General features: G+C 69.8%; 22 protein-coding genes and 1 pseudogene. 7 read left to right on the top strand and 16 right to left on the bottom strand.

Annotated features, from left to right (window positions below):
- Positions 1-603 precede the first annotated feature (603 nt).
- From OV090_RS06250 to OV090_RS50510, 8 genes are all read right to left on the bottom strand, one after another.
- The gene (locus OV090_RS06250) at positions 604-1,779 is read right to left on the bottom strand and encodes an SUMF1/EgtB/PvdO family nonheme iron enzyme (RefSeq protein ID WP_267702564.1); all 1,176 of its coding nucleotides are present in this window, start codon (positions 1,777-1,779) and stop codon (positions 604-606) included.
- Positions 1,780-1,818: 39 nt separating this feature from the next.
- A complete protein-coding gene (locus OV090_RS06245) occupies positions 1,819-2,547 on the bottom strand; it encodes a hypothetical protein (RefSeq protein WP_267702563.1) in 729 nt (242 codons plus the stop codon).
- On the bottom strand, positions 2,544-3,068 hold the full coding sequence (locus OV090_RS06240) for a sigma-70 family RNA polymerase sigma factor (RefSeq protein ID WP_267702562.1): 525 nt from the start codon (positions 3,066-3,068) through the stop codon (positions 2,544-2,546). The genes OV090_RS06245 and OV090_RS06240 overlap by 4 nt, the downstream gene beginning before the upstream one ends.
- 31 nt (positions 3,069-3,099) lie before the next feature.
- Positions 3,100-4,194: a hypothetical protein gene (locus tag OV090_RS06235; protein WP_267702561.1), complete on the bottom strand. Its 1,095-nt coding sequence runs from the start codon at positions 4,192-4,194 to the stop codon at positions 3,100-3,102.
- Between the two features lie 223 nt (positions 4,195-4,417).
- The gene (locus tag OV090_RS06230; protein ID WP_267702560.1) at positions 4,418-4,717 is read right to left on the bottom strand and encodes a hypothetical protein; all 300 of its coding nucleotides are present in this window, start codon (positions 4,715-4,717) and stop codon (positions 4,418-4,420) included.
- Between the two features lie 59 nt (positions 4,718-4,776).
- Positions 4,777-5,277 carry a hypothetical protein gene (locus OV090_RS06225; protein WP_267702559.1) on the bottom strand — a complete coding sequence of 167 codons (501 nt, stop codon included), beginning with the start codon at positions 5,275-5,277 and terminating at the stop codon, positions 4,777-4,779.
- 538 nt (positions 5,278-5,815) lie between these two features.
- Entirely contained in the window at positions 5,816-6,151 is a 336-nt protein-coding gene (locus tag OV090_RS50515; RefSeq protein WP_267702558.1) for a histidine phosphatase family protein, read from the bottom strand.
- A complete protein-coding gene (locus OV090_RS50510) occupies positions 6,040-6,387 on the bottom strand; it encodes a histidine phosphatase family protein (RefSeq protein WP_346660353.1) in 348 nt (115 codons plus the stop codon). The genes OV090_RS50515 and OV090_RS50510 overlap by 112 nt, the downstream gene beginning before the upstream one ends.
- A gap of 851 nt (positions 6,388-7,238) precedes the next feature.
- Here OV090_RS50510 and OV090_RS06215 point away from each other — a divergent pair.
- Complete coding sequence (locus OV090_RS06215; protein ID WP_267702557.1) at positions 7,239-7,607, top strand: hypothetical protein; 369 nt, start codon at positions 7,239-7,241, stop codon at positions 7,605-7,607.
- Here the strand turns inward: OV090_RS06215 and OV090_RS06210 are convergent.
- A complete protein-coding gene (locus OV090_RS06210; protein WP_267702556.1) occupies positions 7,577-8,140 on the bottom strand; it encodes a hypothetical protein in 564 nt (187 codons plus the stop codon). The two genes, OV090_RS06215 and OV090_RS06210, sit on opposite strands and share 31 nt — an antisense overlap.
- 12 nt (positions 8,141-8,152) lie before the next feature.
- Here OV090_RS06210 and OV090_RS06205 point away from each other — a divergent pair, with 12 nt between their 5' ends.
- Positions 8,153-9,154, top strand: a complete 1,002-nt coding sequence (locus tag OV090_RS06205) for a hypothetical protein (RefSeq protein ID WP_267702555.1) — start codon at positions 8,153-8,155, stop codon at positions 9,152-9,154.
- A gap of 244 nt (positions 9,155-9,398) precedes the next feature.
- Here OV090_RS06205 and OV090_RS06200 read toward each other — a convergent pair whose 3' ends face one another.
- From OV090_RS06200 to OV090_RS06190, 3 genes are all read right to left on the bottom strand, one after another.
- Positions 9,399-10,145, bottom strand: a complete 747-nt coding sequence (locus OV090_RS06200; RefSeq protein ID WP_267702554.1) for an SDR family oxidoreductase — start codon at positions 10,143-10,145, stop codon at positions 9,399-9,401.
- A gap of 54 nt (positions 10,146-10,199) precedes the next feature.
- Positions 10,200-10,781, bottom strand: a complete 582-nt coding sequence (locus OV090_RS06195) for a TetR/AcrR family transcriptional regulator (protein WP_267702553.1) — start codon at positions 10,779-10,781, stop codon at positions 10,200-10,202.
- A gap of 153 nt (positions 10,782-10,934) precedes the next feature.
- Positions 10,935-12,488: a hypothetical protein gene (locus tag OV090_RS06190; RefSeq protein WP_267702552.1), complete on the bottom strand. Its 1,554-nt coding sequence runs from the start codon at positions 12,486-12,488 to the stop codon at positions 10,935-10,937.
- Positions 12,489-13,020: 532 nt separating this feature from the next.
- On the opposite strand from OV090_RS06190, the gene OV090_RS06185 reads away from it, so the two are divergent.
- Complete coding sequence (locus OV090_RS06185; RefSeq protein WP_267702551.1) at positions 13,021-14,376, top strand: serine/threonine-protein kinase; 1,356 nt, start codon at positions 13,021-13,023, stop codon at positions 14,374-14,376.
- Between the two features lie 40 nt (positions 14,377-14,416).
- On the opposite strand, the gene OV090_RS06180 is transcribed toward OV090_RS06185, so the two are convergent.
- The gene (locus OV090_RS06180) at positions 14,417-14,926 is read right to left on the bottom strand and encodes a zinc-ribbon domain containing protein (protein ID WP_267702550.1); all 510 of its coding nucleotides are present in this window, start codon (positions 14,924-14,926) and stop codon (positions 14,417-14,419) included.
- A 662-nt stretch (positions 14,927-15,588) separates the two neighbouring features.
- Here OV090_RS06180 and OV090_RS06175 point away from each other — a divergent pair.
- A complete protein-coding gene (locus tag OV090_RS06175; protein WP_267702549.1) occupies positions 15,589-17,250 on the top strand; it encodes a hypothetical protein in 1,662 nt (553 codons plus the stop codon).
- A 102-nt stretch (positions 17,251-17,352) separates the two neighbouring features.
- Here the strand turns inward: OV090_RS06175 and OV090_RS06170 are convergent, their stop codons facing one another.
- Entirely contained in the window at positions 17,353-17,784 is a 432-nt protein-coding gene (locus tag OV090_RS06170; RefSeq protein ID WP_267702548.1) for a hypothetical protein, read from the bottom strand.
- A 442-nt stretch (positions 17,785-18,226) separates the two neighbouring features.
- Positions 18,227-19,324: an SMI1/KNR4 family protein gene (locus tag OV090_RS06165; RefSeq protein WP_267702547.1), complete on the bottom strand. Its 1,098-nt coding sequence runs from the start codon at positions 19,322-19,324 to the stop codon at positions 18,227-18,229.
- A gap of 241 nt (positions 19,325-19,565) precedes the next feature.
- On the opposite strand from OV090_RS06165, the pseudogene OV090_RS06160 reads away from it, so the two are divergent.
- From OV090_RS06160 to OV090_RS06150, 3 genes and pseudogenes are all read left to right on the top strand, one after another.
- Positions 19,566-19,673: pseudogene (locus OV090_RS06160) on the top strand (GreA/GreB family elongation factor); the annotation flags it as partial.
- Positions 19,674-19,730: 57 nt separating this feature from the next.
- Positions 19,731-20,306 (top strand): hypothetical protein, encoded by a 576-nt coding sequence (locus tag OV090_RS06155; protein WP_267702545.1) that lies wholly within the window; start codon positions 19,731-19,733, stop codon positions 20,304-20,306.
- 56 nt (positions 20,307-20,362) lie between these two features.
- Positions 20,363-20,767 carry a hypothetical protein gene (locus tag OV090_RS06150; protein WP_267702544.1) on the top strand — a complete coding sequence of 135 codons (405 nt, stop codon included), beginning with the start codon at positions 20,363-20,365 and terminating at the stop codon, positions 20,765-20,767.
- A gap of 285 nt (positions 20,768-21,052) precedes the next feature.
- Here OV090_RS06150 and OV090_RS06145 read toward each other — a convergent pair whose 3' ends face one another.
- Positions 21,053-21,952 (bottom strand): hypothetical protein, encoded by a 900-nt coding sequence (locus OV090_RS06145; protein ID WP_267702543.1) that lies wholly within the window; start codon positions 21,950-21,952, stop codon positions 21,053-21,055.
- Positions 21,953-22,617: the final 665 nt, after the last annotated feature.

Genomic DNA, 22,617 nt, shown 5'->3' with positions numbered 1-22,617 from the left:
CGGTCGTATCGAGCTCCGCGTCGGCAGCGACGTCGGAGTCGGTCGTGTCGTCCCAGTCCGCATTGAGGGCGCCGGCAGCGCTTTCGGTTGCTTCGTCGCCGATGCTCGTGACGCTACGCTCGTCGCATCCGATGAGCGCGAAGATCCAGCAGCCGAGGGCTCCGAGTCGAAGCAGCGAATGTCTGCGGGGGAGGATACAAGAAGGGGTGGAGGGACGGCGCATCGAGTGCATGCCGGGCAATCTCCGGCCGAGCTCGGACCCGTCAGAAAATCTTCTAAAAAATGAAAGCACCTCCCATTCGCCGTTGACGCCGTTCCGGGCGCCTCATGCCGCGTGAACCAGCCGGGATGAGCGCGAACCAGCATCCGCGCGACCGGCGCATCGCTGCGGCCCGCCGCGCGGCCCAGCGCGAGCCGCGGGACGACGTGGTCGCTGGACGTGCGCTGGTCGAGACTCGTGTTCCCGTAGAGCGCCCGCTGGAACGTCTCCGGTCCAGGCGCTCCACGAGCGAATCATATACGGCGAGGCTCACGCCTCGCCCGCGGCGATCCGTGCGGAAGGCTCGAGGAGCCCCACGAGTCCAAGACATGCCGCTCGTGCGCTCAGGGTGCAGTCTGAGCGCAGCGGATGCCCATCACGGCCGGATTCACGTCCTGGAGGAGGGGCGAGTAACCGGCGCGGTAGGTGGCCCGTCCGAGTGCAGCGATATTGATATCGTAGAGAGGGGGCATGAACGAGCGCGCCGAGCGTTTGGTGCCGTCCGCCGGCCCCTTCGGATCGACCGCGGGCGACTGGTAGTAATAGTCGTCCTTGAAGTAGTCGGCGCACCACTCGATGACGTTGCCGCCCATGTCGAGGAGGCCGTAGGGCGAGGCACCGAGCGGCCTGGAGCCGACTACCTGGGTTCCGGAAGTGCTGCAGGAGTCCGACACCACATGCTCGCAGGTCGGCTTGGCGTCGCCCCAGGGATACATGCGACCGTCGGTGCCGCGAGCCGCCAGCTCCCACTCGGCCTCGGTCGGGAGCCGCTTGCCCTTCCATTCGCAGTAGGCTTTGGCCTGGTACCAGTTCACGCCGTTGATGGGGTGCTTCTCCTTGTTGGCGACGCCCCAGTTGTAGCCCTGGCCCTGCATGGGCAGCTCACAGACCTGGAGGGCCCAGCATACGGCGTAGTCCTCGACCGTGACCTCGTTCTGGTCCATCCAATAGGTCTGGGTGAGCGTCACCATGTGGGCCGGTTTCTCGAAGGGACTGACCTCGAAGTCCTGGAAGATGTTGAGGCTCGTGCCCATCTCGAAGCTGTCGGCCGGGATGCAGACCATGTCGTCGGGGACGTCGCCGCAGCCCGGATCGACACCGCCGGTCGTGTCGTCGCTGGTGGACCCGGTCGTATCACTGGTCGTGCTGCTGGTGTCGCCGGTCGTGACGTCGGTCGTGGTGCCGGTGGTGCCGGTGGTGGTGCCGGTGGTGCCAGTGGTGCCAGTGGTGCTGGTGGAATCGCCGGTCGTGTTGCCCGGGAGCGGCTCGCAAAGCACCTGTCCGTTGCACACGAGCCCGTCGTTGCACGTCCCGTTGCCGTAGCAAGGACAGCCTTCGTCGCCGGGGGCGCAATCGCCGGTCGTTTGCGGATCGAGCGTGCCGCTGTCGTCGGGGCTGGTGTCGCCGGTGCTGACCTGCGTATTCGTCGCGGTACCTTCGGTGAGGTTGACGGTGGTCTGGCAGGCGACGGTAAGGGTGGGAATGAGCAGGGTGTACGCTAAAGATGAAAGTCGGGGCATCGGCGATTTCCTCGAGTCGTGACGAGACGGGGTGAAAGATCAAGGGTTGTCGGACGGAACGGCGCATGCGTCACGGACGCGGGCCGCGTGGATGGAGCTCGGATAGGCGCGGAGGAAGCGGCGGGCGGCGGTCGCGGCCCTGGGCGAGGCGGCGCCACACAGGGCGACGACGCGCAGGGCGTCACGATCCTCCATGAAATGTCCCTTGGGATAGGTCTTCTGATACTGGTCGGCGATCTTCAGGGCCCCGGCGTGATCGTGGCGATTCAGCGCGGCCTGGCCCTGAGCCAGCAGGCGCAGCTCGGCGGCGAAGGTGTCCTGTTCGACGGCGGGCGTGGGGCGGGGAGGTCGCGTCTTCGGGGCGACGGGCTTGACGGGCTCTGCGGGCCTGGAGGGCTCGGAGAGCTCCGCCGGCGGCAAGGGGGCCGGAGTGTCCACAAGGACGGGCGCAGGCGGAGGCGGCGGGGGGAGCATCGGGGCAACGGGGGCAGGCGTCGGCACAGCGACCGTGGCAACCGGGGCGGGCTCGGCGGTGCGCGACCCATACGCGACGGCACCGACGAGGCCGGCGCCAAGGACGACGAGGGCGAGCCATAGGAGCGGGCTGCGCGGGGGCAGGGGAGGCGGGACGTCGAGCGCCGGGAAGCTGCCGCGCTGCACGTCGGCGGCGATCCGCTCCCAGCAATCGGCGACGGCCTCGGGGGTCGGGCCGGGGCAGCGCTGTTCGGCGTCGATCAATGGCTGCAGACGTTCGCCGAGTCGGTTCATCGCTGGGCCCTCCGCGGAGAGTGGGACGGAGCGTCGGTCAGTGCCCGCTCGATCGCCTCGCGGGCGAGCCGCAACCGCGAATAGACGGTCGGGACCTTCAGGCCGAGGACCGTGGCGATCTCGGCGGCGGTCATGCCCTCGAGGTGAGCGAGGATGAAGACGGCGCGTTTGTCGTCATCGAGCCGCTGCAACAATTGGTGCAGGGCGATCGAGTTGTCGACGGAGGTGCCAGGGGCTGGACCTGCGTCGGGATCGTCGAGGGGCTGCTCCCGCTGCGACTGCCGCTGGCGGTCGCGGTGGAAGCCCTGAGCGACGCGGAACGCGATGGCGAACAGCCAGGTACGCATGGCAGCGCGGTGCTCGAATTCGTGCAGGCGCCGGGCGACGACGAGAAAGACGTCGTGCATGGCGTCGGCGACGTGGGGCTCGGGCACGCCGAGGCGCTGCAGGCTGCGCCACACGTAGCCGTGGTGCTCGCGGTAGAGCGCTTCGAGCTGCGCGAGCGCGGCGGCGGAGGGCACGGTCCTTGGTTCCGCGAGACCGGGAAAATTATCAACGCGATCGTGAGCGCCGGTTCGGAAAGCGGAATTCGAGGCCCAAAGACCCGCGGAGGCCGATCGGCTGCGGGCGGAAGATCTCGCTCGCGTCCTCGACGACGAACCGGGGCCGCGTCACGGGGACGAGGACGTCGAGACCGAGCACGATGGCGATGAACTCGCGCGGGATGATGGCGAGCCCGGGCGAGAGGACGACGGCGAACCACGGGGTGCGGGCCTCGTCCGGGCCGACGAGCCGGACGCCGCGGACGTGGAGCTGGCCCGCCTCGAGGCCGAGCAGCAGCGGGACTTCGAGGCGCCGGCCGGCGGGGACGACGTAGCCGGCGCGCACGCTGAGGTTCCACAGGTCGAACACGGCCCCGGAGGCGCCAGGGAGGGCGAGCTTGACGCTGCGCAGGAACCAGCCGCCCGCCGCCAGCTCGGTCTGAAACCGGCCCAGACGCAGGGCCAGCGCGAGGCCGAGACCACCGCCGACGGACGGGAGGTCACCCCAGCCGAGGCTGCCGGCGAGGCGAACCGCGGCGCGCGGTGTCAGGCGGCGCCGCGGCGGCGGCGCAGATGGCGCGGAGGGCTGGGCGGGCGCCACGGGGGCCGCGACCGGAGGGTCGGGCGGTCGCTCTGCGGGGGGTTCCGGGGGCGCGGGGGGCGGCTTGGGAGCAGAGATGGGCTGCTCCGCGGGCGGGGCAGCGTCGGGCCCGCTGGTCACGAGTTCGAGGGCGGCTGCGTCGAGGCGGCCGAGCACCTGCGGGTCGATCGTCATGGCGATCAGCACCGCGGCGGCGTCGGCCAGCGGCGAGCAACCGTGCGCATAGCGGATCGAGCGCTCCTGGGTCCCCTCGGCGGTGACGGTGTAAATCGTCAGCGACCAGTGCGATTCGGCCGGATGCGCGGTGGCAATGATCGACAGCCGACGATCGCGGATCTCGGAGAGAGGTCGTCGGACGTAGCGCTCGATCGCAGCGCGAACGCTGGCCTCGTCCGGGCACGTGGGCGGCGCGTGCCAGCGAACGTCGATCGCGTCGCGGCCGGATCGGGCCGGCGGCGCCCCGAGCGACAGGACGGCGAGCAGCGCCGGAAGCCATGGAGACACGGTATAGAGTCGCCTCCTTGGGAAACTCGATCAAGCGGCAGTGCCGATGGAACGGCACCGCGCGGCGGATTTTTCCCCAGGAGCGCAACGTGCGCGGTCTCGCGCCAGGGTTCAGCCGAAGGCGCAGCGGCTGTCGATGTCGAGCAGGACGTACAGCGAATCGTATTGGCCCTTCGTCGGCCCTCGCACGATCGACGGTTCGATCGAGCCTCGACAGAGGCTCTCAGCAGAACCAACCGTTCTGCAGCCAGCCCGACTTCTGGGCCCAATAAGAGTAGCCATGCACCCAGTTGCCGCCGGCGTTCGAGGTCACCTCGAAGTGGGTGCCGCCCTTGAGCGTGTCGATCGCGGGGCCGTTGGGCGCGTTGCGCAGATAGATGGTGTCCGCGCAGATCTGGTAGGTGCCATTGGTGTTGGCGGACCGCAGAGCGTAGGCGGCCCCGGAGGTCAGGGCGGCGGCGCTGAGCGTGGCCACGGCGAGGAGCGCAGCGAACTTGTTGGAGCGGGTGTGTGCAGGTTTCATGGGATCTCCTGAATCGGTAGGGAGGTTCGTCGAGGGTTCATCGAGTGCTCGAGCGCGGCTCACCACGAGCCGCCCAGGCACTCCACGCGGGCGTAGCGCCAACCCCAGTACTCCTGGCCGGCGCTCAGGACCGTCGCCCAGCCGTTCGGCGTGCCCGACAGCGTCTGCCAGATCAACTTCTTCCCGTTTCCGACCCCCTCGGCCGGATTGCCCTCCGTACCATGGTACGCGGGGTTGTACTGATACAGCGACAGGCTCTGGCACAGGTTGAAGACCTTGACCTGGCCGTTCTCGAGACCCAACAGCGGATCGACCGCGCCTCCCAGCTCCATCGGCAGCTCGTCGTCGATGTCGAGCTTCTCCGGATCGGGCTCCGCCTCGGCGAGCAGGTCCTCGGCCCCCGCGCGCTCCTCCGCCTCGGTCGCATCGCCACGAGTGAGCTCGCGCTGGGCTTCGTTTCCTGCTTCCGCCTCGTCCAATCGTTCGAGCAGGGCCTCATCGTCCGGCGAGTCGCAAGCCGCGACCATCGCCGCAATGAGGATTGAGTTCCACAGGGACATGCGCAGCATTTCAGGACCTCCAAGAGGTTGGTCCCGACGACCATCGCCGGGAATGGTGTTGGTATGCTCGATGGATCCAGCGAGAGCAAGACCGAAACGTGCTCATCGGGCAAGCCCAGCCATGATCCGTGAGCGACAGACTCTTATCTTTGCATGAGAGGGGCCAATCCGCCGAACTCGCCTGAACGGTGAGCTATGCGGTCGTCCGTGTTGTCGACGCCGCTCTCGCGCGAGAGCCCAGTCGACGTGGTCGAGCTCGGCGCACGCATGCCGGCCATGCACCGCCCCATCCCTGAAAGAGGAGCGCACCGAGGGCTAGCCGCTCCCAGGATGACGGACGAGGATTGCAAACACCGGCTACACGACGTGTGGAACATTGCCTTGAGGGGCTGGGCCCCGGGAGGCACACTGTCTTGCTCAAGAAAGACACGAATATGATGCCTCGTAGGAGAGGGAACTCGATATCGCCATAAATAATCTGGGAAGAGCAGGGCGAGGGGCTCGATGTCGTCGCCCGCGATGTCGCCGCAAATCTCGCTCAGGTGGGGCGGAGCGCCTCGAGGTGGCGGCGCTCGTCGAGCATCACGAGGCGGGGCGCGCCGGCGGTGATGGACACGCGAGAGACCGCCGCGTGCCCGACCGGCTGCGTGCGCGTGTGATCCGGGAAGAGGACGCGCAGCAGCTCGCGCACGACGCCGGCGTGGGTGACGGCGAGGACACGGCCAGACGGGGGCAGGGCCGTCAGCCAGGACCGGACGCGGGTCATGAACTGTTTGCCTGTCTCGAGCTGCGGCACGTCCGCGGGCGGTCGAAGGATGTCTCGCAGCTGAGCGGGCGTGAGCCGCGAGACGTCGACGAAACGGTCGGGCTGCACGACGAGCTCGCGGAGGTCGGGCGCGTGGAGCAGGCACGGCCGGGCAGCGCGAGCGCTGCGGTCTCGAGAGCCCGCTGCAGCGGCGAGCTGAGGACGCTGTCGAAAGATTCGCCGGCGAGGACCGGGGCGAGCGCCGCGGCTTGCAGCTGCCCGCGCGGCGACAGGCAGGTGTCCGCTTCGCTGCCGTCGAGGTTGCCAAGGCTCTCGGCGTGGCGGACGAGCCAGAGGTCGAGCATCCGAACAGGGTACCCGACAGGTGGCGGAAGACACGACGAGCCCAGCGCGCGGGAGAGCTCGGTCATGCCCGCCGGACAGCGGCCCCAAAGCTTGGTCTCGCGGCGGGCCTACGACGGCACACGAGCCGAGATGCGCGGCGGCAACGGGCCCGAGTCGTGGAGCCTGAGCAGGGCACACGTGCGCCGGGAGCGTTCGTCGTTTTGGCGGCGCCGCGAACACAGCGCGCCGTCGCCTTGGCGGCGGCGGGCCCGGTTCAGCGGTCGGCGGACTTCCACCACCCGAAGTTGGCGGGTGCCTGGACCACTGGCTCGCCGCGCCGTCGTCGGCTGGCTCGACGAGGTCGTCGAGGACGTCGTCATCTCCGAACGCGGATGGTGACGCCAATGCATATTGTCCGGTGGCGTCGCCGGCGGAGACCATCACGCTCAGTCATAAGAAAACTTTGACGGGATGCACAAGCAATCTTCCCCCTCCGCCGTGACTAGGCATCCGAGCGAGCAACCGTCGACCTCGGCGCATTCCGAACGGCAGGTCCGCGATTTCCACCGCCCGGACTCGCACACCTCGACTCCGTGTCCGCGCACGCGAGGCACAGCGCGAGCGCCAGACCGCAGCGCCTCACGCTTCTCGCTAGCACACCCGCTCCTCCGGGGCCCAGGCACTTCCAGCAGGCGCGAGGGCTCCGCGCCTTGCCGGCACTCTTGGCGTGGCAGACCGGGCGGCTCGTGCTTCCCGAAAGAGCGGACTCGGCGGCGTTTGCGGAGGGCTTCGGGGTCGGTTACAGTCCGAAGGTGTTTGGCGAAGACCCCGGCAGGAACCGTTCGGGCCCGTGCGCGCGAGGGGAAGGACGATGACCACGCTCTGGGAGGACTTCCTCGGTGGGATCTGGGTATACAGCGCCCTCGCGTGCATCTTCGGCGTGCTGCTCGGGATGGCGTTGCCGGCGGGATCGCGCGTGTCGAAGGCGCTGTTCTTCGTCGTGTTCGTCGGCCTTCTCTCCGTGCCCGCGTTGCTGGCCGGCGACGCGGACGAATGGAAGGGGTTCGAGTCCCTGGCTTCCCTGCAGTGGATCGCCGTGTTGATGCCCGCCTGTGTGCTGTACCTCGGGCTTCCGAGCCTTCTGGGCTTCGTGATCGGGCGCCGACTCGCACGGCAGAGTGCGCGCCCAGTGAAAGATCCGCTGGACAATCAGGCGACTCGCTTCGGATCGGATGGATGAGCGTCCCACAGGCGCGCCAGGAAGCCCTGCGGGATACTCTTGTGGACGGTCTCGTTCACGAAGAGCTTATGCGACGGGAAGCGACTGCCGCTGAAATCGCGGACTTCAAGCTCGGGCCCGTTGGGCCTGGCGCGGAAGGCTCCGAAGATCGTATGCCAGATGTAGGTTGACGTCCTCGGACAAATAGAGTTAAAAATCGGTTCGAGGGTCGCATGCGGACGCCCAAGGCCCACCCAGCTGAACCCCAATTGCTCGCCGCCGCTGCCCAGCCTGCCGAAGTATTCGCCGGAGAGCCGGAGCGGCGGCGGGGTGAACCTCCCCTCGATTGGCGGATTGTTCCAGATGATCTTCCCGCGAGCCGGCTCCGTGCCGACGTCGGTATCGATGGGCTCGGCGAATCCGGCGCGCAGCGAAGGATCGTTTGGGAAGCAGCCGACCTTGATCGTCTGCGAGCTGAACAATCGATACCCCGTGTCCTCCGCCGGGCCGGACGCCGATTCGCTGAATTCCTTATCCGTGGCGGCCGCGAACATCTGCAGGGGTCGATGGCCTCACGAAGCCTTCGCGCTCTTTCATTCTCTTTTTTCAATAGGACATGCCTCGGCCTGTGGTGCCTCGTCTCGTCCGTCCCGGCGTGCGGCCCTTCGGCGAACTCGACCGACGCGACCGCGGGCGACACCACGGAGTCGAGCTCCGGCGGCGCCACGCACGGGACACCGACGAGCAGCAGCGGAGGCTCCGAGACATCGAGTGGGGCCGACCCGACCGCAAACACGGTCGCCGAGTCGACCTCGACCGCGACCGGCACGTCGTCGACCGGGTCGGTCTCGGTCAGCTCGACCTCGCTCGAGACGAGCACGGGGCCCACGGAGACGACCACGTCCGGGACGACCACGTCCGGGACGACCACGTCCGAGACCGGAACGAGCTCGACCTCCACGTCCGGGACCGGATCGAGCTCGACGACCGGGGACTCCGGCGATCCAGTCCCCTGCAAGGCGCCGATCGACTGCGAGCCGATCTTCTTCGAGGACGCGCAGCACCAGCTGACCGACATCGAGTCCGGCTGGCTCTTCTGCAACGGCGGGACCGTGATCTATCGCGACGAGGCCCTCGAGTGCGCGCACGAGGTGTTCTGGCCGAAGTGCGAGGGCCAGGGGGGCGAATGCGCGACCGACGGCGACTGCCCCGACAGCCAGGTCTGCGCCAACATCTGGGGCGATTGCGGCTGCGTCGCGCAATGCATGTCCGACAGCGACTGCTCCGGGGGCCAGATCTGCGTATGCGCCGGCGACCACCCGGGCGTCGGCGGCGACCTGTACCTCAAAAATACGTGCATGCCGGCGAACTGCGCCTCGAAGGCTGATTGCGAGGGCGAGTGCGGCTGCCGCGGCTCGGAGTTCTTCTGCGGCTTCGTCATCGGTGCGTTCTGCCCCACCCTCGAGGACGAGTGCTCCGACAGCGGCGATTGCCCGCAGGACAAGTATTGCGCCTTCGACGCCGACCAGGACCGCTGGACGTGCCAGTTCCTCGGCATCTGCGAGTGAGCCCCCCACGCTCGAGCCGCCTCGAAGGCGACCCACTCGACTGCCCGGGTCGCCGGGACGACGAAGGACAGGGGCGAGGATGATGCCATCGACGGCACCGGCGTCGGCGTCGGCAAGTCGTTCGAGTGCGACGAGCTCAACAACCCCGCAGCCTGGCCGGACGCCGTCTGTCCCGCGTCGAACCCGGCTGATCCGGCGACGACCTGCGCCCGCAATGTCGTCGCGCAGCAAGGCGCGGCGCGCCTCACACCTGGACGGTGCCGCCGTCGACGAACAGCTCGATGCCGGTGATGAACGTGCTGTCGTCGGAGGCGAGGAACAGCGCCGCTCTGGCGATCTCGTCGGGCTTGCCGAGCCGCCCGAGCGGCACGCTGGCGGCCAAGTTGGCCTTGAGCCCCTCGGCCTGGTCCGCCGGCACGAGGCCGTTGAGCCCGGGTGTGTCGATCGGGCCGGGGCTGATCGCGTTGACGCGGATCTTGCGATCCTTGAGGTCGGTGGTCCAGGTGCGGGCGAACGAGCGCACGGCCGCCTTGGTCGCGCTGTACACGCTCATCGCCGCAGACCCCGTGCTGGCCACGATCGAGGCGTTGAGGATGACGGAGGCGCCCTCGACCAGCAGCGGCAGCGCCTTCTGCACGGTGAACAGCAGGCCCTTCACGTTGCTCCCGAACTCGCGTTCGTACTGCTCCTCCGTGATCGCGCCGAGCGGGGCGAACGAGGCCGTCGCGGCGTTGGCGAACACCACGTCGATGCGGCCCTTCTCGCGCTGCACCTGCTCGTACAGGCGGTCGAGGTCGGCGAGGTTGGACACGTCGCCCCGCACTCCGACGACGTTGTCGCCGATCTCGCGGACGGCCGCGTCGAGCTCGGCCTGCCGCCGACCCGTGATGTACACGTGCGCGCCCTCGGCGACGAACAGCTTGGCGGTGGCGAGGCCGATGCCCGTGCTGCCTCCGGTGATGACGGCGACTTTTCCTGCGAGCTTGCTCATGGTCTCTCTCTTTGCGTTTTGCTGGAATGAACGTTCTAGAAACGAGCAAAAAAATCAGCCGAGCACGCCGAGCGTGACGCGCACGACGTCCCGCAGGGCCTCGGCGCTCTGGCCCTGCTTGGCGGACAAGCGCAGACCCGCGAGCGTGGCGACGAAGAACCGACCGAGCGCGGCCGGATCGTGGCGGTCGCCGATCTCTCCGCGCTCCTGGGCGCGGCGCATCCGGTCGATGAAGCCGCGCTCGATCTCCAGGTTGTTGTCGGCGAGCAGGCGCTCCGCCTCGGGGCCCGCGTCCGCGCCGGCCACGGCCGCGTGAAACATCATGCAGCCGCGCGGGCAGCCCCTGGCGAGCTCCTGGGCGATGACAGCGTCGAACAGCCGGCGCAGCGCCGGCCGGACCGGCTCCTCGCTCGCGCAGAACTGACGCAGCGGGGCGCCGACCTGATCGCGGAAGCGTTTGAGCGCGGCGATGAAGATCGCCTGCTTGTCGCCGAAGGTGTCGTACAGGCTCTGGCGCGAGACGCCCAGCTGCTCGACCAGGTCGCTCATCGAGGTGGCCGCGAAACCCCGCGCCCAGAACAGGCGCATGGCCTGCTCGAGCGCGTCGTCGGGGTCGAACGCCTTGGGTCTCGGCACGGGTCGCAGGATGGCATTCCGGAACGGAGTGTCAAGCTCCTTCCAGGAAATTGGGCGGAAAACCGCGCTCCGCGACCGCGGGCTGCAGACTGTCGCCTCCACCGGCTCGACGGGGTTGGCGCTCGCAGACCCCGTCGTCCGGTCGACGGTCGATCAGCCGGGGAGCGGGAAGCACACGCCGCCGGGCTGGCAGGTGAGGGGCGGGCCGCAGTCCTCGTTGGTCTCGCAGGGGACGCACTCGCCCTGTTTGCACGTCGGGGTCGGGTTGCCGCAGTCGTCGCCGTCGAAGCACGCGCCGCCCGGGGGTTCGCAGCCGTCGATGTCGAGGATGGCCTCGTCGTAGTGGATGGCGAAGGCGCCGAGGAGGTTGATGCCGCCGACGAACAGGGAACCCCAGATTTCCGCGAGGCCGCCCGCGTTGAACACCGCGTGGGGCTGGTAGAGGTTGCCGCCGAAGGTGAACAGGCTGGCGAAGGTGACGACGCCGCCGACGTACATGCGAAACGCCGCGGGGCGCTGGGTGTCGCCGATGGTGGCGATGTCGGCGAACGAGGCGTTGCCTTTGATGAAAAGGTCGAGCTCGGCGTCGGGGCCGAGCTCGAAGTCGAACAGGCCGATGCTGGTGAGGTCGCCCTCGACGGCGATGACGGTGCGGCCGGTGAGCTTGATCTTGAGGGCCAGCAGGTGCTCGATGTCCGTGAAGAAGTAGACGCCGCAGGGCAGCTCGATCTGCTTGGGCAGGACGAGGTCGGCGAGCTCGTCGGCATCGATGCCGGCGAGCTCGTTGTCGTTGTCCATCTTGTAGCCCTCGACGATGCCGGCGATGTCGATCGGGTTGCTGCAGTCGCACGGGGTCTTGACCGAGACCGGGCCCTTGATGGTCTGGCCGAGCACGTTCGCGCCGGCGTTGACCTTGCCGACCGGCTGGTGCAGGTCACCGTCGATGGTCATCAGCGGGAGCAGGCCGCCGATGTTGCCCTCGACGAACGCGTCCTCGTTGACGTGGGAGAGCACGGTGGCCGAGACGTCGCCGCCGCACTGCAAGATCTCGCCGACCTCGTGGGCGGCGACGGTGCTGACCTTGCCGTCGACCCACAGGGTGCCGCCGATGTCGGCGAGCGCGACGGTCGTATAGTTGCCGTTGATGCCGACGGAGCCGCCGTGCAGCGGCTGGGGCATGTTGTCGCCGCTGTTGAACGCGTCGACCGTGAAGATGCCGGCGGTCGTGAAGTTCGTACAGGAACACAGGGCGAAGGTGAACGTGTTTTCCCCGAGGTCGCCGGTGCACTTGTCGGTCTCGCCGGGGAGCAGGATGCTGCCCTCGCCGGCGCAGAAGTCGGGCTCGCCGGTGGTCGAATCGCCGGTGTCGGTGTCGGCCGAAGTGGTATCGCCGGTGGTGTCGACCGAGGTCGTGTCGACCGAGGTCGTGGCGACCGTCCCGGTGCTGGTGTCACCGGTGTCGGTGGTGGTCGCGGCGGGGCCGGTGGTCGGGGTGGTATCGGTGCTGCCGTCCGACTCGCCAGCGCTGCCGGAGCCGGTGTCGGATAGCGATGGGTTGCCGGTCGTCGGCGCGCCCTGGGTCGTGCCGCCGGGGCCGCCTGTCGTGTCCGTGCCGTTCTCCGCCGCCGAACCGCCGGCACCGCTGTCCCCGCACGCCATAAGCGCGGCGGCCAGACAGAACATACTCCACCCATTCCGGGTAACCATGACAGCACCCTATCACGTCCGCGTCGTCCGCAATATGGCCTCGCGGACGCCCGCGCAAAAATGTGTCGGCAATCACAACCGCAGGGATGTCGGCAAGATGTTCGGAATGGTGCCCCGGACGTCGAGTCTACATATCGGCGACCTGCACTTCGCGGTGTATGTGATCGGGCCGCGTTCGCGCGAAGATCGACGGCGCGGGAGCGCGGCCGCGATCGATCGGCGCGCGGCCGCAGCGGGCTCAGGCGTCATCGCCGGGCTCGGCAGGTGCCAGCGGGCGGATCGCCTGCATCTCGAGCCAGGGCGTGGGCCATCGCTACAGGACGAACCGACCGTCGCACCGACGATCGCCGACGCACTCGCCCAGATCGATACTCACGTGGCGCAGCTTCGCCGAGCGTTGACGAACGGGCGGCGAGCCGCGCCCGGCAGACGTCGAGTGGGTCAAGCTCCGTCTGTCGCACTTGGCCGAGGTCGACGATTCACGGCTCTCGCCGCCGCGAGGTCGCGGGACGTATGTTACCCTGCGGCCTCCGTGCTCGCCGATGGCAGCGCCCCCGAACCCCCGCCGCAACGCGGCGGGCGCAGGCTCTCGCCGGGCGACGTCGTCGCCGGTCGCTACCGCATCGTCCGGACGCTCGGACGCGGCTCGTTCGGGCACACCTACCTCGCAGTCGACACCGCCGCCAGCGACCGCGAGGTCGCGGTCAAGCAGCTGCGCACCGACGGTGACAGCGGCTGGAAGGGGTTCGAGCTGTTCGAGCGCGAGGCCGCGGCGCTGCGGTCGTTGCGTCACCACGGGATCCCCGAGATCTTCGATCACCTGCGCGAGACCGCCGGCGACGCGCTGAGCGCCTACCTCGTGATGGAGTACATCGACGGGGTCTCGCTAGAGCAGCGGATCGTCGACGGCGCCAGCCTCGACCCGGCCGCGCTGCTGCGGGTGGCGCTCGGCCTGCTCGACATCCTCGAGTACCTGCACGCCCGCGTCCCGCCGGTGCTGCACCGCGACATCAAGCCTGCGAACGTCCTCCTCCGCCCCGACGGCGCGCCGGCGCTGGTCGACTTCGGCGCCGTGCGCACCGTGTTCCGCGGGGCCGATGAGGGCGGCTCGACGGTGGTCGGCACCTTCGGCTACATGCCGATCGAGCAGACGATGGGCCAGGCCAGCCCTGCCAGCGACCTTTACGCCGTCGGGGCGACGCTGCTCCACCTGATCACCCGCCGCCCGCCGTCGGAGTTCGCCTCGCGCGACGGCGTGATCGAGGTGCCTTTCGACTTGCCGGGCGGCGCCGTCCTGCGCGGGGTGATCGCGCGGCTGCTCGCCCCGACTGCGTCGGCCCGCTATCAGTCGGCGAGGGAGGTCCGCGAGGCGCTGCTCGCCCCGGTCCACGGCGGCGCGGCGCCGTCGGGGACTATCGCGCTCGCGCGGGTCCAGCCGACGACGTCGACCCTGGCACCGACCCCTCGGGCGCTCACGGGGGAGCTCCGGACCCGCTTCGACCAGGTGACCCTGTCGCCCGTCCGCCTGCTCTTCGCCGACCACCCCCCGTCGCAGCCGCTCTCGGCGGCCCAGCGGAGCCTGATGGTGCTGCTCGGCCTGATGTCTCTGGGTCTCGCCCCGCTCGTCTTCTGGATCTTCTACAACGCACGCCGCACCCGGGCCCGCCCGTTCTTCCTCCACGGCGTGCCGGTATCCGGGCGCATCTTGCAGGTGCAGAAGACCGAGTGGATCCAGGTCACCTACGAGTTCGTCCACGCCGGCGCCACTCACCGCGGCGTCGACACCATCATCCCGGCGGTGGCCGGGCGCTGGCAACCCGGCGACGTGATCGAGCTGCTGGTGCTCCCCGAGCGCAACCACGACAGCATCATCATCACCAGCACCTGACCCCCGGGCCAGCCGCGCCACCTCTGCGCCGCCGTCGGTCTTACGGCTTCGGTAGCGAAGCCACGAGCTCGTCGAGCGCGCGGGTGGCGGCGCCGTCGGGTACCTGGCGAAGCGCGCGGTTTCTGATCCGACGAAGGCGCTGCTCGTCGCGCAGGAGGCCCCGGGTCCACAGAAACGCGACGTCGCTAGCGAGGGCGAGCATGTCTTCGTCCGTCGGCTCACGCTTGCCGACAAGCTCGCCGTAGCGCTTCAGTCGCCGCCGGACGGTACGCAGGCTCGCGCGGCATTCGACGCACTCGTGGCAGTCGGCCTCCACGCGGAAGCGAAGCGTCTCGAACCAGTACTGCTGCTCCCGGGCGAAGAAGAGGAAGGGCCGTTTGCACATCCAGCAGTCGCGCAGCGTGTCCACGTACCAATGCAGATGCGACATCGTCGAGAAGTTCTGCTTGCGGACGTCGGCGGGAATCGCGGTCTCCGGGAAGGTCACGTCCTTCGACCACTCCGGCGGCCCGGGGATCACGTCGTCGTCACCGACCTGCCCGGAGGGCACGATTTCGGTGCCGTAGCGCGGATGGGGAACGAGATTAGCGAGCCTCTCGAGCGTTCGCGTGGATCGTCGGGGCGAGGGGGACTTGGTCGTCTTGGACGTACGCGCCATAAGGAGCTCTCGACTTCGACGGATCTGCTCACGGGCGACGGCGTGTGGGGTGAGAAGTCAATCCAAAGCCTGTCGAGACCGACGACGCTGACCGCGTTGGAGTGAACGTAATTGGGAGCCCGCCAGCGATGACGGGCGCCGAAAACGCCATGCAGTCGAAGAAGCGGGTAGGGTGGGTCGGAGGAGGTCGAGGGCGTCCGGGGATGAGAAGAGGTTGGTGAAGGGTCGCACGGCCCTGGGCGCGATGGCGACCCCCAGGCATGAAGAACCGCACGCATCCGGGCGCGAGTGGGCGGCGAGGTTGCTCAGGCGCTGGCGCGCCGGCTTCGAGCGCGCGAGCCAGCCATGCACGCGCTCCGCTCACGCCTCGTCGTCATCGTCATCGCCGAGGTCGTGCAGCGCGAAGCGTCGACCCATCCATCTGTCTCGATCACGCATGAGCCGATGCAGTCCGAAGGGACATCCTGCCAGTGCGCTTGACTCGCGCGGGCTGCCGTCCGATCGTCTGCGCCCCCCATCGCAAAGGCCGCAGATTGTCCGCATACAGCTTCCTCATGGCCGTCGACGCGGCCAGGCCGTCGCACGCCGACAAGTCCCCGCGCTTCCCCGAGATCGCCCACGCCCGCGGCTTCGTCCCGCTCGCCTGGCTCGCCCTGTTCGAGCCCGACGACCTCCACGTCATGCCTCGCCGGGGCGGCCGCGCCACCCTCACCGGCTTCACCACCGTCGCCCGCGCCCGCGAGAACCTCGCCCGCCGCAGCGCCGTGCTCGGCGACATGTTCGCCAGCTACAAGGTCGGCGACCGCCACGTCCCGATCCTCGATCGCCACCTGCAGCGACTCGACCCCGAGCGCCACCTCCAGCTCTGGACCGACGACCTCTACGCGCCCTGGAAGGCCGCCGAGAAGCCCGCGATCGCGGCCCTGATCCGCGGCCTCGATCGCAACGACGACGACGCGTGGACCGCCCTCCTGCGCGCCGTCGACACCCGCCGCGACGTCACCGGCCTGCCGAGGTTCCGCGGCGTCGCCGACGCCGTCAGTTGCTGCGTCGGCTGGCTCGCGGGGGAGCCCGCCCCGGGCAGCGATCACGTCTACGAGCCGATCCTCGAGCGCTTCGCCGAACACTTCGCCCAGGCCGTCGAGCAGGCCTGGGCCGCAGCGATCCCGGAGGTCCTCCACGACCTGTGGTGGTGGGCCGGCGAGCACGACCGCTGCTACGCCGTCGTCGAGCGGCTCGACCAGGCGCGCGCCGCGGAGCGCCTCGCCTGGTACGCCGCCCTGGACCCCGACCCCCGCCGCGCCAGCGAGCGCGCCGCCCAGGCCCGCGCTCTCGCCCTGCGCGTCGGGGTCGCCCCCCGCCGCGAGGAGTTCGCGATCTGGCCCGACCCCCTCGCAGTCGAGCTCTCCGCGGACCCGGTCCGCGCCCTCGCCATGGTCGAGGACACCGCCCCCGGGTACGCACGACGTGCCCTCGCCACCAGAATCGCCTTCACCCTCCGCGACATACCCCCGGCCTGGCACGCTGACATCCTCGCCCACGGCGCCAGCGCCGAGAACGACTACATGGAGGGCATGATCGTGCCCGTGGAGCGCTGGGTCCGTGAGTGGACCGCCGAGCGCTGCGGCGGTCCGCCGGCCATCGCGGCCGCCTCGGCGGACCTCCTCGCCGCCGCCCGCCGCGACGCCGAGGCGTTCGCCACCAGCTTCCGCGTCGTCCCCGGCCGCGCTCCGCCGACCCCGAAGCGCGTCGCCAGGGAGGTCGAAGCCGTCGTCGCCGGTCGCGACACCGGTCACCTCGCCTTCCTGCTCCCCCTCCTGCTCCGACTCGGCGAGGCCGGCGAGGTCGAGCGCGTGCGCGAGGCCGTCGAGCAGGTCGAACGCGCCGTGGGGACGCTGCTCGGCCACGACTACAAGCTCGCCCGCGAGGTCGTCTCGTTCATCCCCGGCCGCGCCCGCGAGGCCGACGAGGACCGCCTCGGCGTCGTCGACCTCGCGGCCTGGCCGTACCGCAGCGCCCTCGTCGCCGACGGCCTCACCCGCGACGGCGAGCACACCAGGGCCCTCGCCCTGGCCAACGAACTGCTCGAGGACCCGCCCGGCAAGCACGAGTTCAAGGTCATCGGCCGCCTGGCCCGCACCGCCCTCCACGGCCACGACGACGGCCCCGCACGGCTCACCGCGATCGCCACCGCCGTCCTCGCGCGCCTGCCCTGAGCATCGCCGTCGCCATCCGCGAGGTGGCGACGGCGATTCGCGCTCGTCGGCGCTCTCGCTCGCTCTGGGCGCGTGCGACGACGGGAGCGACGTCGCGGCCGGTCACAACCACCACGAGGGGCGTCGACGCGGGGGGCGCGGCGGAACGTCCAAGTAGGTCTTGTGGAGCTGGCGCTCGCCGTCCCAGACCTCGACGACGGCGGACACCCGACCTTCGATCGTGCTCACCGACAGGATTCGCGTCGCCAACGCGGCCGGATCGAGCGAAGGCCAATATGTCTGCGTATTCTTGAGCGCCTGCTCCTGCAATGATTGCAGGACCTCCTGCGGCAGAGCTGCAGCTTCCTCTCGCAGCTCCCAGCGGCCGGAGAAGAGATAGATGAGCTCTTCCCGCTGGCGGGCACGCGCCACCTCGTCTCGCGCCTCGCCCTCCGGGTCGTCCGACCGGGGAAACCCCAGAGCGTTCAGGCGGGCGTCGAGGCCCCATTGAAAGCAATGGCACACGCCGTCGCCACATTTGTACAGGTGCCGCATCGCTCCTTTACCCCTCCCACCGGCGCCGGCGCTTCCGCGTCGGCGCCCGGTCGCGGGACCGTGCGGTCCGCCCCGGCGAGGGCGGCGAGGACAATCGGCGAGCGCCTCATCGCCCGAGGATGGCAGAGTTTGCGGTGTGGTGGGAAGGGACGAACGCGGCGTCGGGGCCACCGGGAGATCGTGTTGGCCGCGCATCCGGGCTCGGGTGCCAGCCTGGCCCCACCGCCGGACCCAGCCCTCGGGGCCGAAAGCGGCCGCCGAGACAGGTGGGAAGCAGGTCGGGTGGAACGCCGAGCCGCAGGCCCGGGGTCGCTGGTAGACTGCGGGCGACGCACCTGCGGGCGCTCGTGCGCCGGCAGCTCGCGGGACTGACAGCAGGTATCCCATGGGTTGATGCCGCATCACGCTGCAGTGGCTGACCCAGCTGGCATCGACTCCCTCGTCAGGGCTGTCGCAGCGCCCCGGCGACGAGCTCGCGGTAGGTGGCGCGCCACTCGTCGAGCCGCCGCGCCCAGTCGTCATCCCACGCCAGCAGCGCGCCATACGTCCGGGACTGCTCCGCGGCCGCCGCCTCCTCGGTCGGATCGTCACGGAACGGGACCACCAGTGACAGCTCGTCGCCGACATCGAGCGGACCGAGCACCTCGCTCGCGGCCGCGACGTCGATCTCGAGCCCCGGGCGCTGCAGATCGTCGGTGACGGTCACCACGCACCACAATCGCAGCTCGCCGGTCTCGTCCTCGAAGCCGGCCTCCACCCGACGACCCTCGCCGAACACGATCGGGATCGCACGGCGGGCCGCGGCGGTGACTCGCTCGATCAAGGCGGCCTCGTCGACGCCGTGCTCCTCGGCCGCCCGTCTCGCCAGCGCTCCGAGCGAGGGCGTCGGCGGGCGTGGCGGCGGACAGGCGACGTCGGCCAGGAGCACGCCCTCGCGCTCGAACCGGTCCACGGTGATCGGGAGTAGCTCGATGCGCCGCGCGTACGGCGACAGCTGCGCGAGCTTCCACGAGGGCAGGCCCGGCTCGCCGCGCTCGAGGAGCGTGGCGAGCAGCCCGACGAAGGCCGCGAGCGACGGGCTGACGACCTCCCAGCAAGTGTCGCCCTTGGTGTTGAAGCGCACGACCTGGTGCGCCGGGCCGCCGAAGCAGGGCGTCGTGGCGAGCGCATACACGTCGTCCATCCCGCTCTGCGCCAGCGGTATCCAGTCGGGGTGCCAGAACGCGTGGTGAAACACGAGTTGCCGCTCGGCCTCGTCGAGCGCAGCGAAATCGCGTGCCAGGTCGTCCCAGAATCGCTTCCAGCCTCGCACCTCCGCGAGCGAGTGCAGCACGAGCCCGTCGTCGGCCAGCAAGTGGCGCGCGGCGTACAGCGACTCGCAACCGACGGACCCATCGGCGAGCCCGTACAGCGCATGGAAGGCGTCGGGGACAGCGAGCCCGAGCTCCCGCTGCAACGCAGCGACCGCCCCCGGTTCCGCGGGTGGGGCGAACAGCGCGGCGAGCTCTGGCTGGCGGTCGAGCAGTCCCTGCAGATCCATGAAGCATCCTAACGCCCGCGACGGGGCGGCGACCAGCCCCGCGCGTCCCCAGAGCCGACCCGCGGACGGGCGTGTTCCTCGACCTCGACGGACGCGCTGTCTTCTGCGACGGGCACGAGTGATCACGTCGGGGCCGAGCGCGACGCCGCCCCGCAGAAGCGGCGCGAGATTCAGGAGCACAACGCCCGCGAGCGAGCGCTGGCGGGTTGAGGCGACGCTCGAAGCCTGCTAAGGCTGGCTCATGTCCGGGAGTAAGATCCAGTTCGGCGCAACGGTGAAGCTCAGCAGTAACGACACTGGTGAGGAGCAGACCTTCCAGATCGTCGGTGCCGACGAGGCCGACATCAAGCACTCGCTCGGACTCGCGCTGTGGGTGGGCCGGAGGCGCTGAGGTATTGTTGCCGAGATGAACACCGCAGCAACACCGTCCGAAGCGGAGACTGGCCGTGCGCGGCCTTCGAGGGGACGCGAGCTGGCCACGTTCGCGGCGCTGCTGGTCGCCTCCGTGTCGGTCATGGCGACATCGAAGCCGCGCTGGTACCTGAATTCATCGGCCACCGGGGCGCCGATGGAGGTGGCGCCATCGTCGAGCAAGTCGGCGAACATCGTGGTTGCGGTGGCGCATGCGACGGCGCCGGGTGAGTCGATCTCCGACTGGATGGTGACGGTCCGCGTGACGACAAAAACGCCGACAGCAGGCGGCGCGGGGCAGGTACGCCTGTCGCTCCAGTCGCCGGCGGGGCAAGCCGCCGATCCGCCGGCGCCGTCCACGGGGACCACCGATCAGGTGTCCGTGAGCACCACGGTTTACTCGCCCAAGTGTCCACCGGAAGGTCCCTGCGAGCTGCGCTTCACGCTGAGCGCCGAGGGGGTCGGCGGCACAGTACGTGTCGAGCCGACGGTGTCTGCGTCGCTGAGGGGCGACGGCACTGATGTGCCTCCGGGGGCGGGGATCACGGTGCGCGTGGATCCCACGCCGTGAGGCTGGGGCGAGCGGGCGAGGGGTTGCTGCATCCCGCGGCGCTCGCCTCGGTCGCGGTGTTGCTGCTCAACGATCACTGGGCGAAGCGTGTGTACCCAGGCTTTGCGACGGGCAAGCTGTCCGATTTCGCCGGGCTGATCTTCACGCCGCTGCTGCTCGACGCATGGATCGAGCTTGGGCTGCGCCAGGCGGGGCGCTACCGCGGGCCCTCGCCGCGGAGGCTGCGGGCGCTGGCGGTGCTCACGGGCCTGGTCTTTGCGCTGGCCAAGACCTGGCCTCCGGCGAACATCGCCGTGGCGTGGGCCATGGGGCTGGTGCGGCTCCCGCTCGACGCGGGGCTGGCGCTGGCGCTGGGCAGGGGGCTGCCGGCGCACGGGCCTGTCGCGCTGGTGCGTGATCCGAGCGATCTGCTGGCCTTGCCCTCGCTCGGCCTCGCGCTGTGGGTGGGCCGGAGGCGCTGATGGCCGCGAGGCCTGGTACCGTTGTCCGGATGAGCACCGAAGCGACACCACCCGATGCGGCATCCGGTCGCGCGCGGCCTGGGCGGGGGCGCGAGCTGGCCACGTTCGCGGCGCTGCGTCCGTGTCGGTGATGGGGACCTCGCCGCAGCACAAGTGGCACGCGGTCGAGCAGCCCCACGCGCGCGAGCACCAGCCCGAGACACCGGCCCCGAGATGAACACACTTGCCCCCCGTGATCGCGGGGAGCTCACGTGCGACGTGCGGAACTATCATCAGGCGCCCGTTTTATGGCCACTCGCGCGCGCTGTCGGGCGGCAAGACGTTGATGAACACGCTGGCGCGCAGGTCGGCGATGCGCGCGGCGGACGGCCGGCCGCCGGTGCGCGTGGCGACCATCGAGCGGCGAAACAGGCAGCCGTCGGCGCCGAACAGGAGCGAGCCGTCGTGGTCCCAGTCGGCCCAGTCGAGCTGACCCAGCGCCTCGGACGACCGCTCGATTGCGCCGCTGCGCTCGACCAGGCGATAGCTGCAGACGCTGCCCGGGCCGTTGACCTCGAACATGCCGAGCCAGCTGCGCTCGAGGGTCAAGCGCCGATGCACCGGGTTTTGCTTCTCGAAGGTCCACGGCTCGGCGAACACGACGCGCATCGTCGAATCCGGGCCGGGCACGCCGTCGACGCCGCGATTTGTCAGCGTCCAGCCCTGCGACGACTCGGGGGTGTTCGCGCCGCGCCGTGCGCGATACTCCGTGATGTGACTGATCTCGAAGTCGGGCGGGACCGTGCTGTGGTCATGGAGCTCGGTGATCACCCGGCCATAGTTGAGGATCAGCCTGCGGTTGCCTTCAAAAAAACCGCCGCCGCCCCAGGTGCTGCCGTCGGGCCACAGGGCCAGCGCGGTGAAGTACGGCGGGCGGCTGACGGCCGTGAAGGTCGCTATCTTGGTCTTGAACTTGCCCGCGAAGTAGACGACCAGCCGGCCGTCGGGCGAGATGCCGCAGCGCTCGTCGTAGATGCGACCCGAGAGCCACTGGCCCGGCGTGACCACGTCGCGCGCGAGGTCCCAGCGCAGCATCTGCACCTGCTTGCTCGGCCCGCGACGAAATACCACCGCCGTGCGCGCGGCGCCGGCGACCAGCGCGAAGGTCCGCGCGCTCGCCCGCGTCTGCTTGCTGCGTTCGGCCATCGCGGGCGAGCGTACTGCGAATGCCCCGGCTTCGGGGTCTCACTCGTCGCGGCTGCGCGGGCACGGGGGCGACGTGGGCGAACAGCGCGGTGAACGACCTCCGCCGCGCTGGTCGACGCCCACGGCCGCGACCACGCCGATCGTGCGCGCCCGTGGCGAGCACGACGCCAGGGCCGGCACCTCCACGCTCACGCTCGAGCAGGCCCCGCCGCGCGCGCTTCGTCGGCGTCGCCGCCTCGCTGCTGCGCGGGTTCTCGGCCCAGATCGCGCTTGAGGTCGAGCACGGCGTCTCGGCCATCGTGGGCCGGCGGCGGATGTCGAGTCGGCGGCCGTCGCCGCGGGGCTCGTCGACTTCGGTGACAGCGCGCACGGATGCATGGGCCCGCACCAGCATGACCGGAACCATCACGCCGAATTTGAAGACGAGGTCGAACGCAATGAAGACGATGGCTGCGTCAACGAGGCGTTCCCGGGCGCGCTGAACGTTGTGGACGAGTCGGAGTCTTGCGGCCGCGGATGAGGGCGTGGGCGCCATCAGCGTCGTCCTGATTGGAGCGCATCTCGATCCGCAACCTCCGCGTCGGCACCGGCCACACCGACATCGCCCTCCACCGTCGCCCCGAAGTCGCGACGGATCGTGACGCGGCGAACTCGAGTCGCCGATC

The sequence above is a fragment of the Nannocystis sp. RBIL2 genome, from assembly GCF_026626745.1.
In the GTDB taxonomy this organism is placed as follows: Bacteria; Myxococcota_A; Polyangia; order Nannocystales; family Nannocystaceae; genus Nannocystis.
This window is presented reverse-complemented; position numbering and strand designations above follow the sequence as displayed.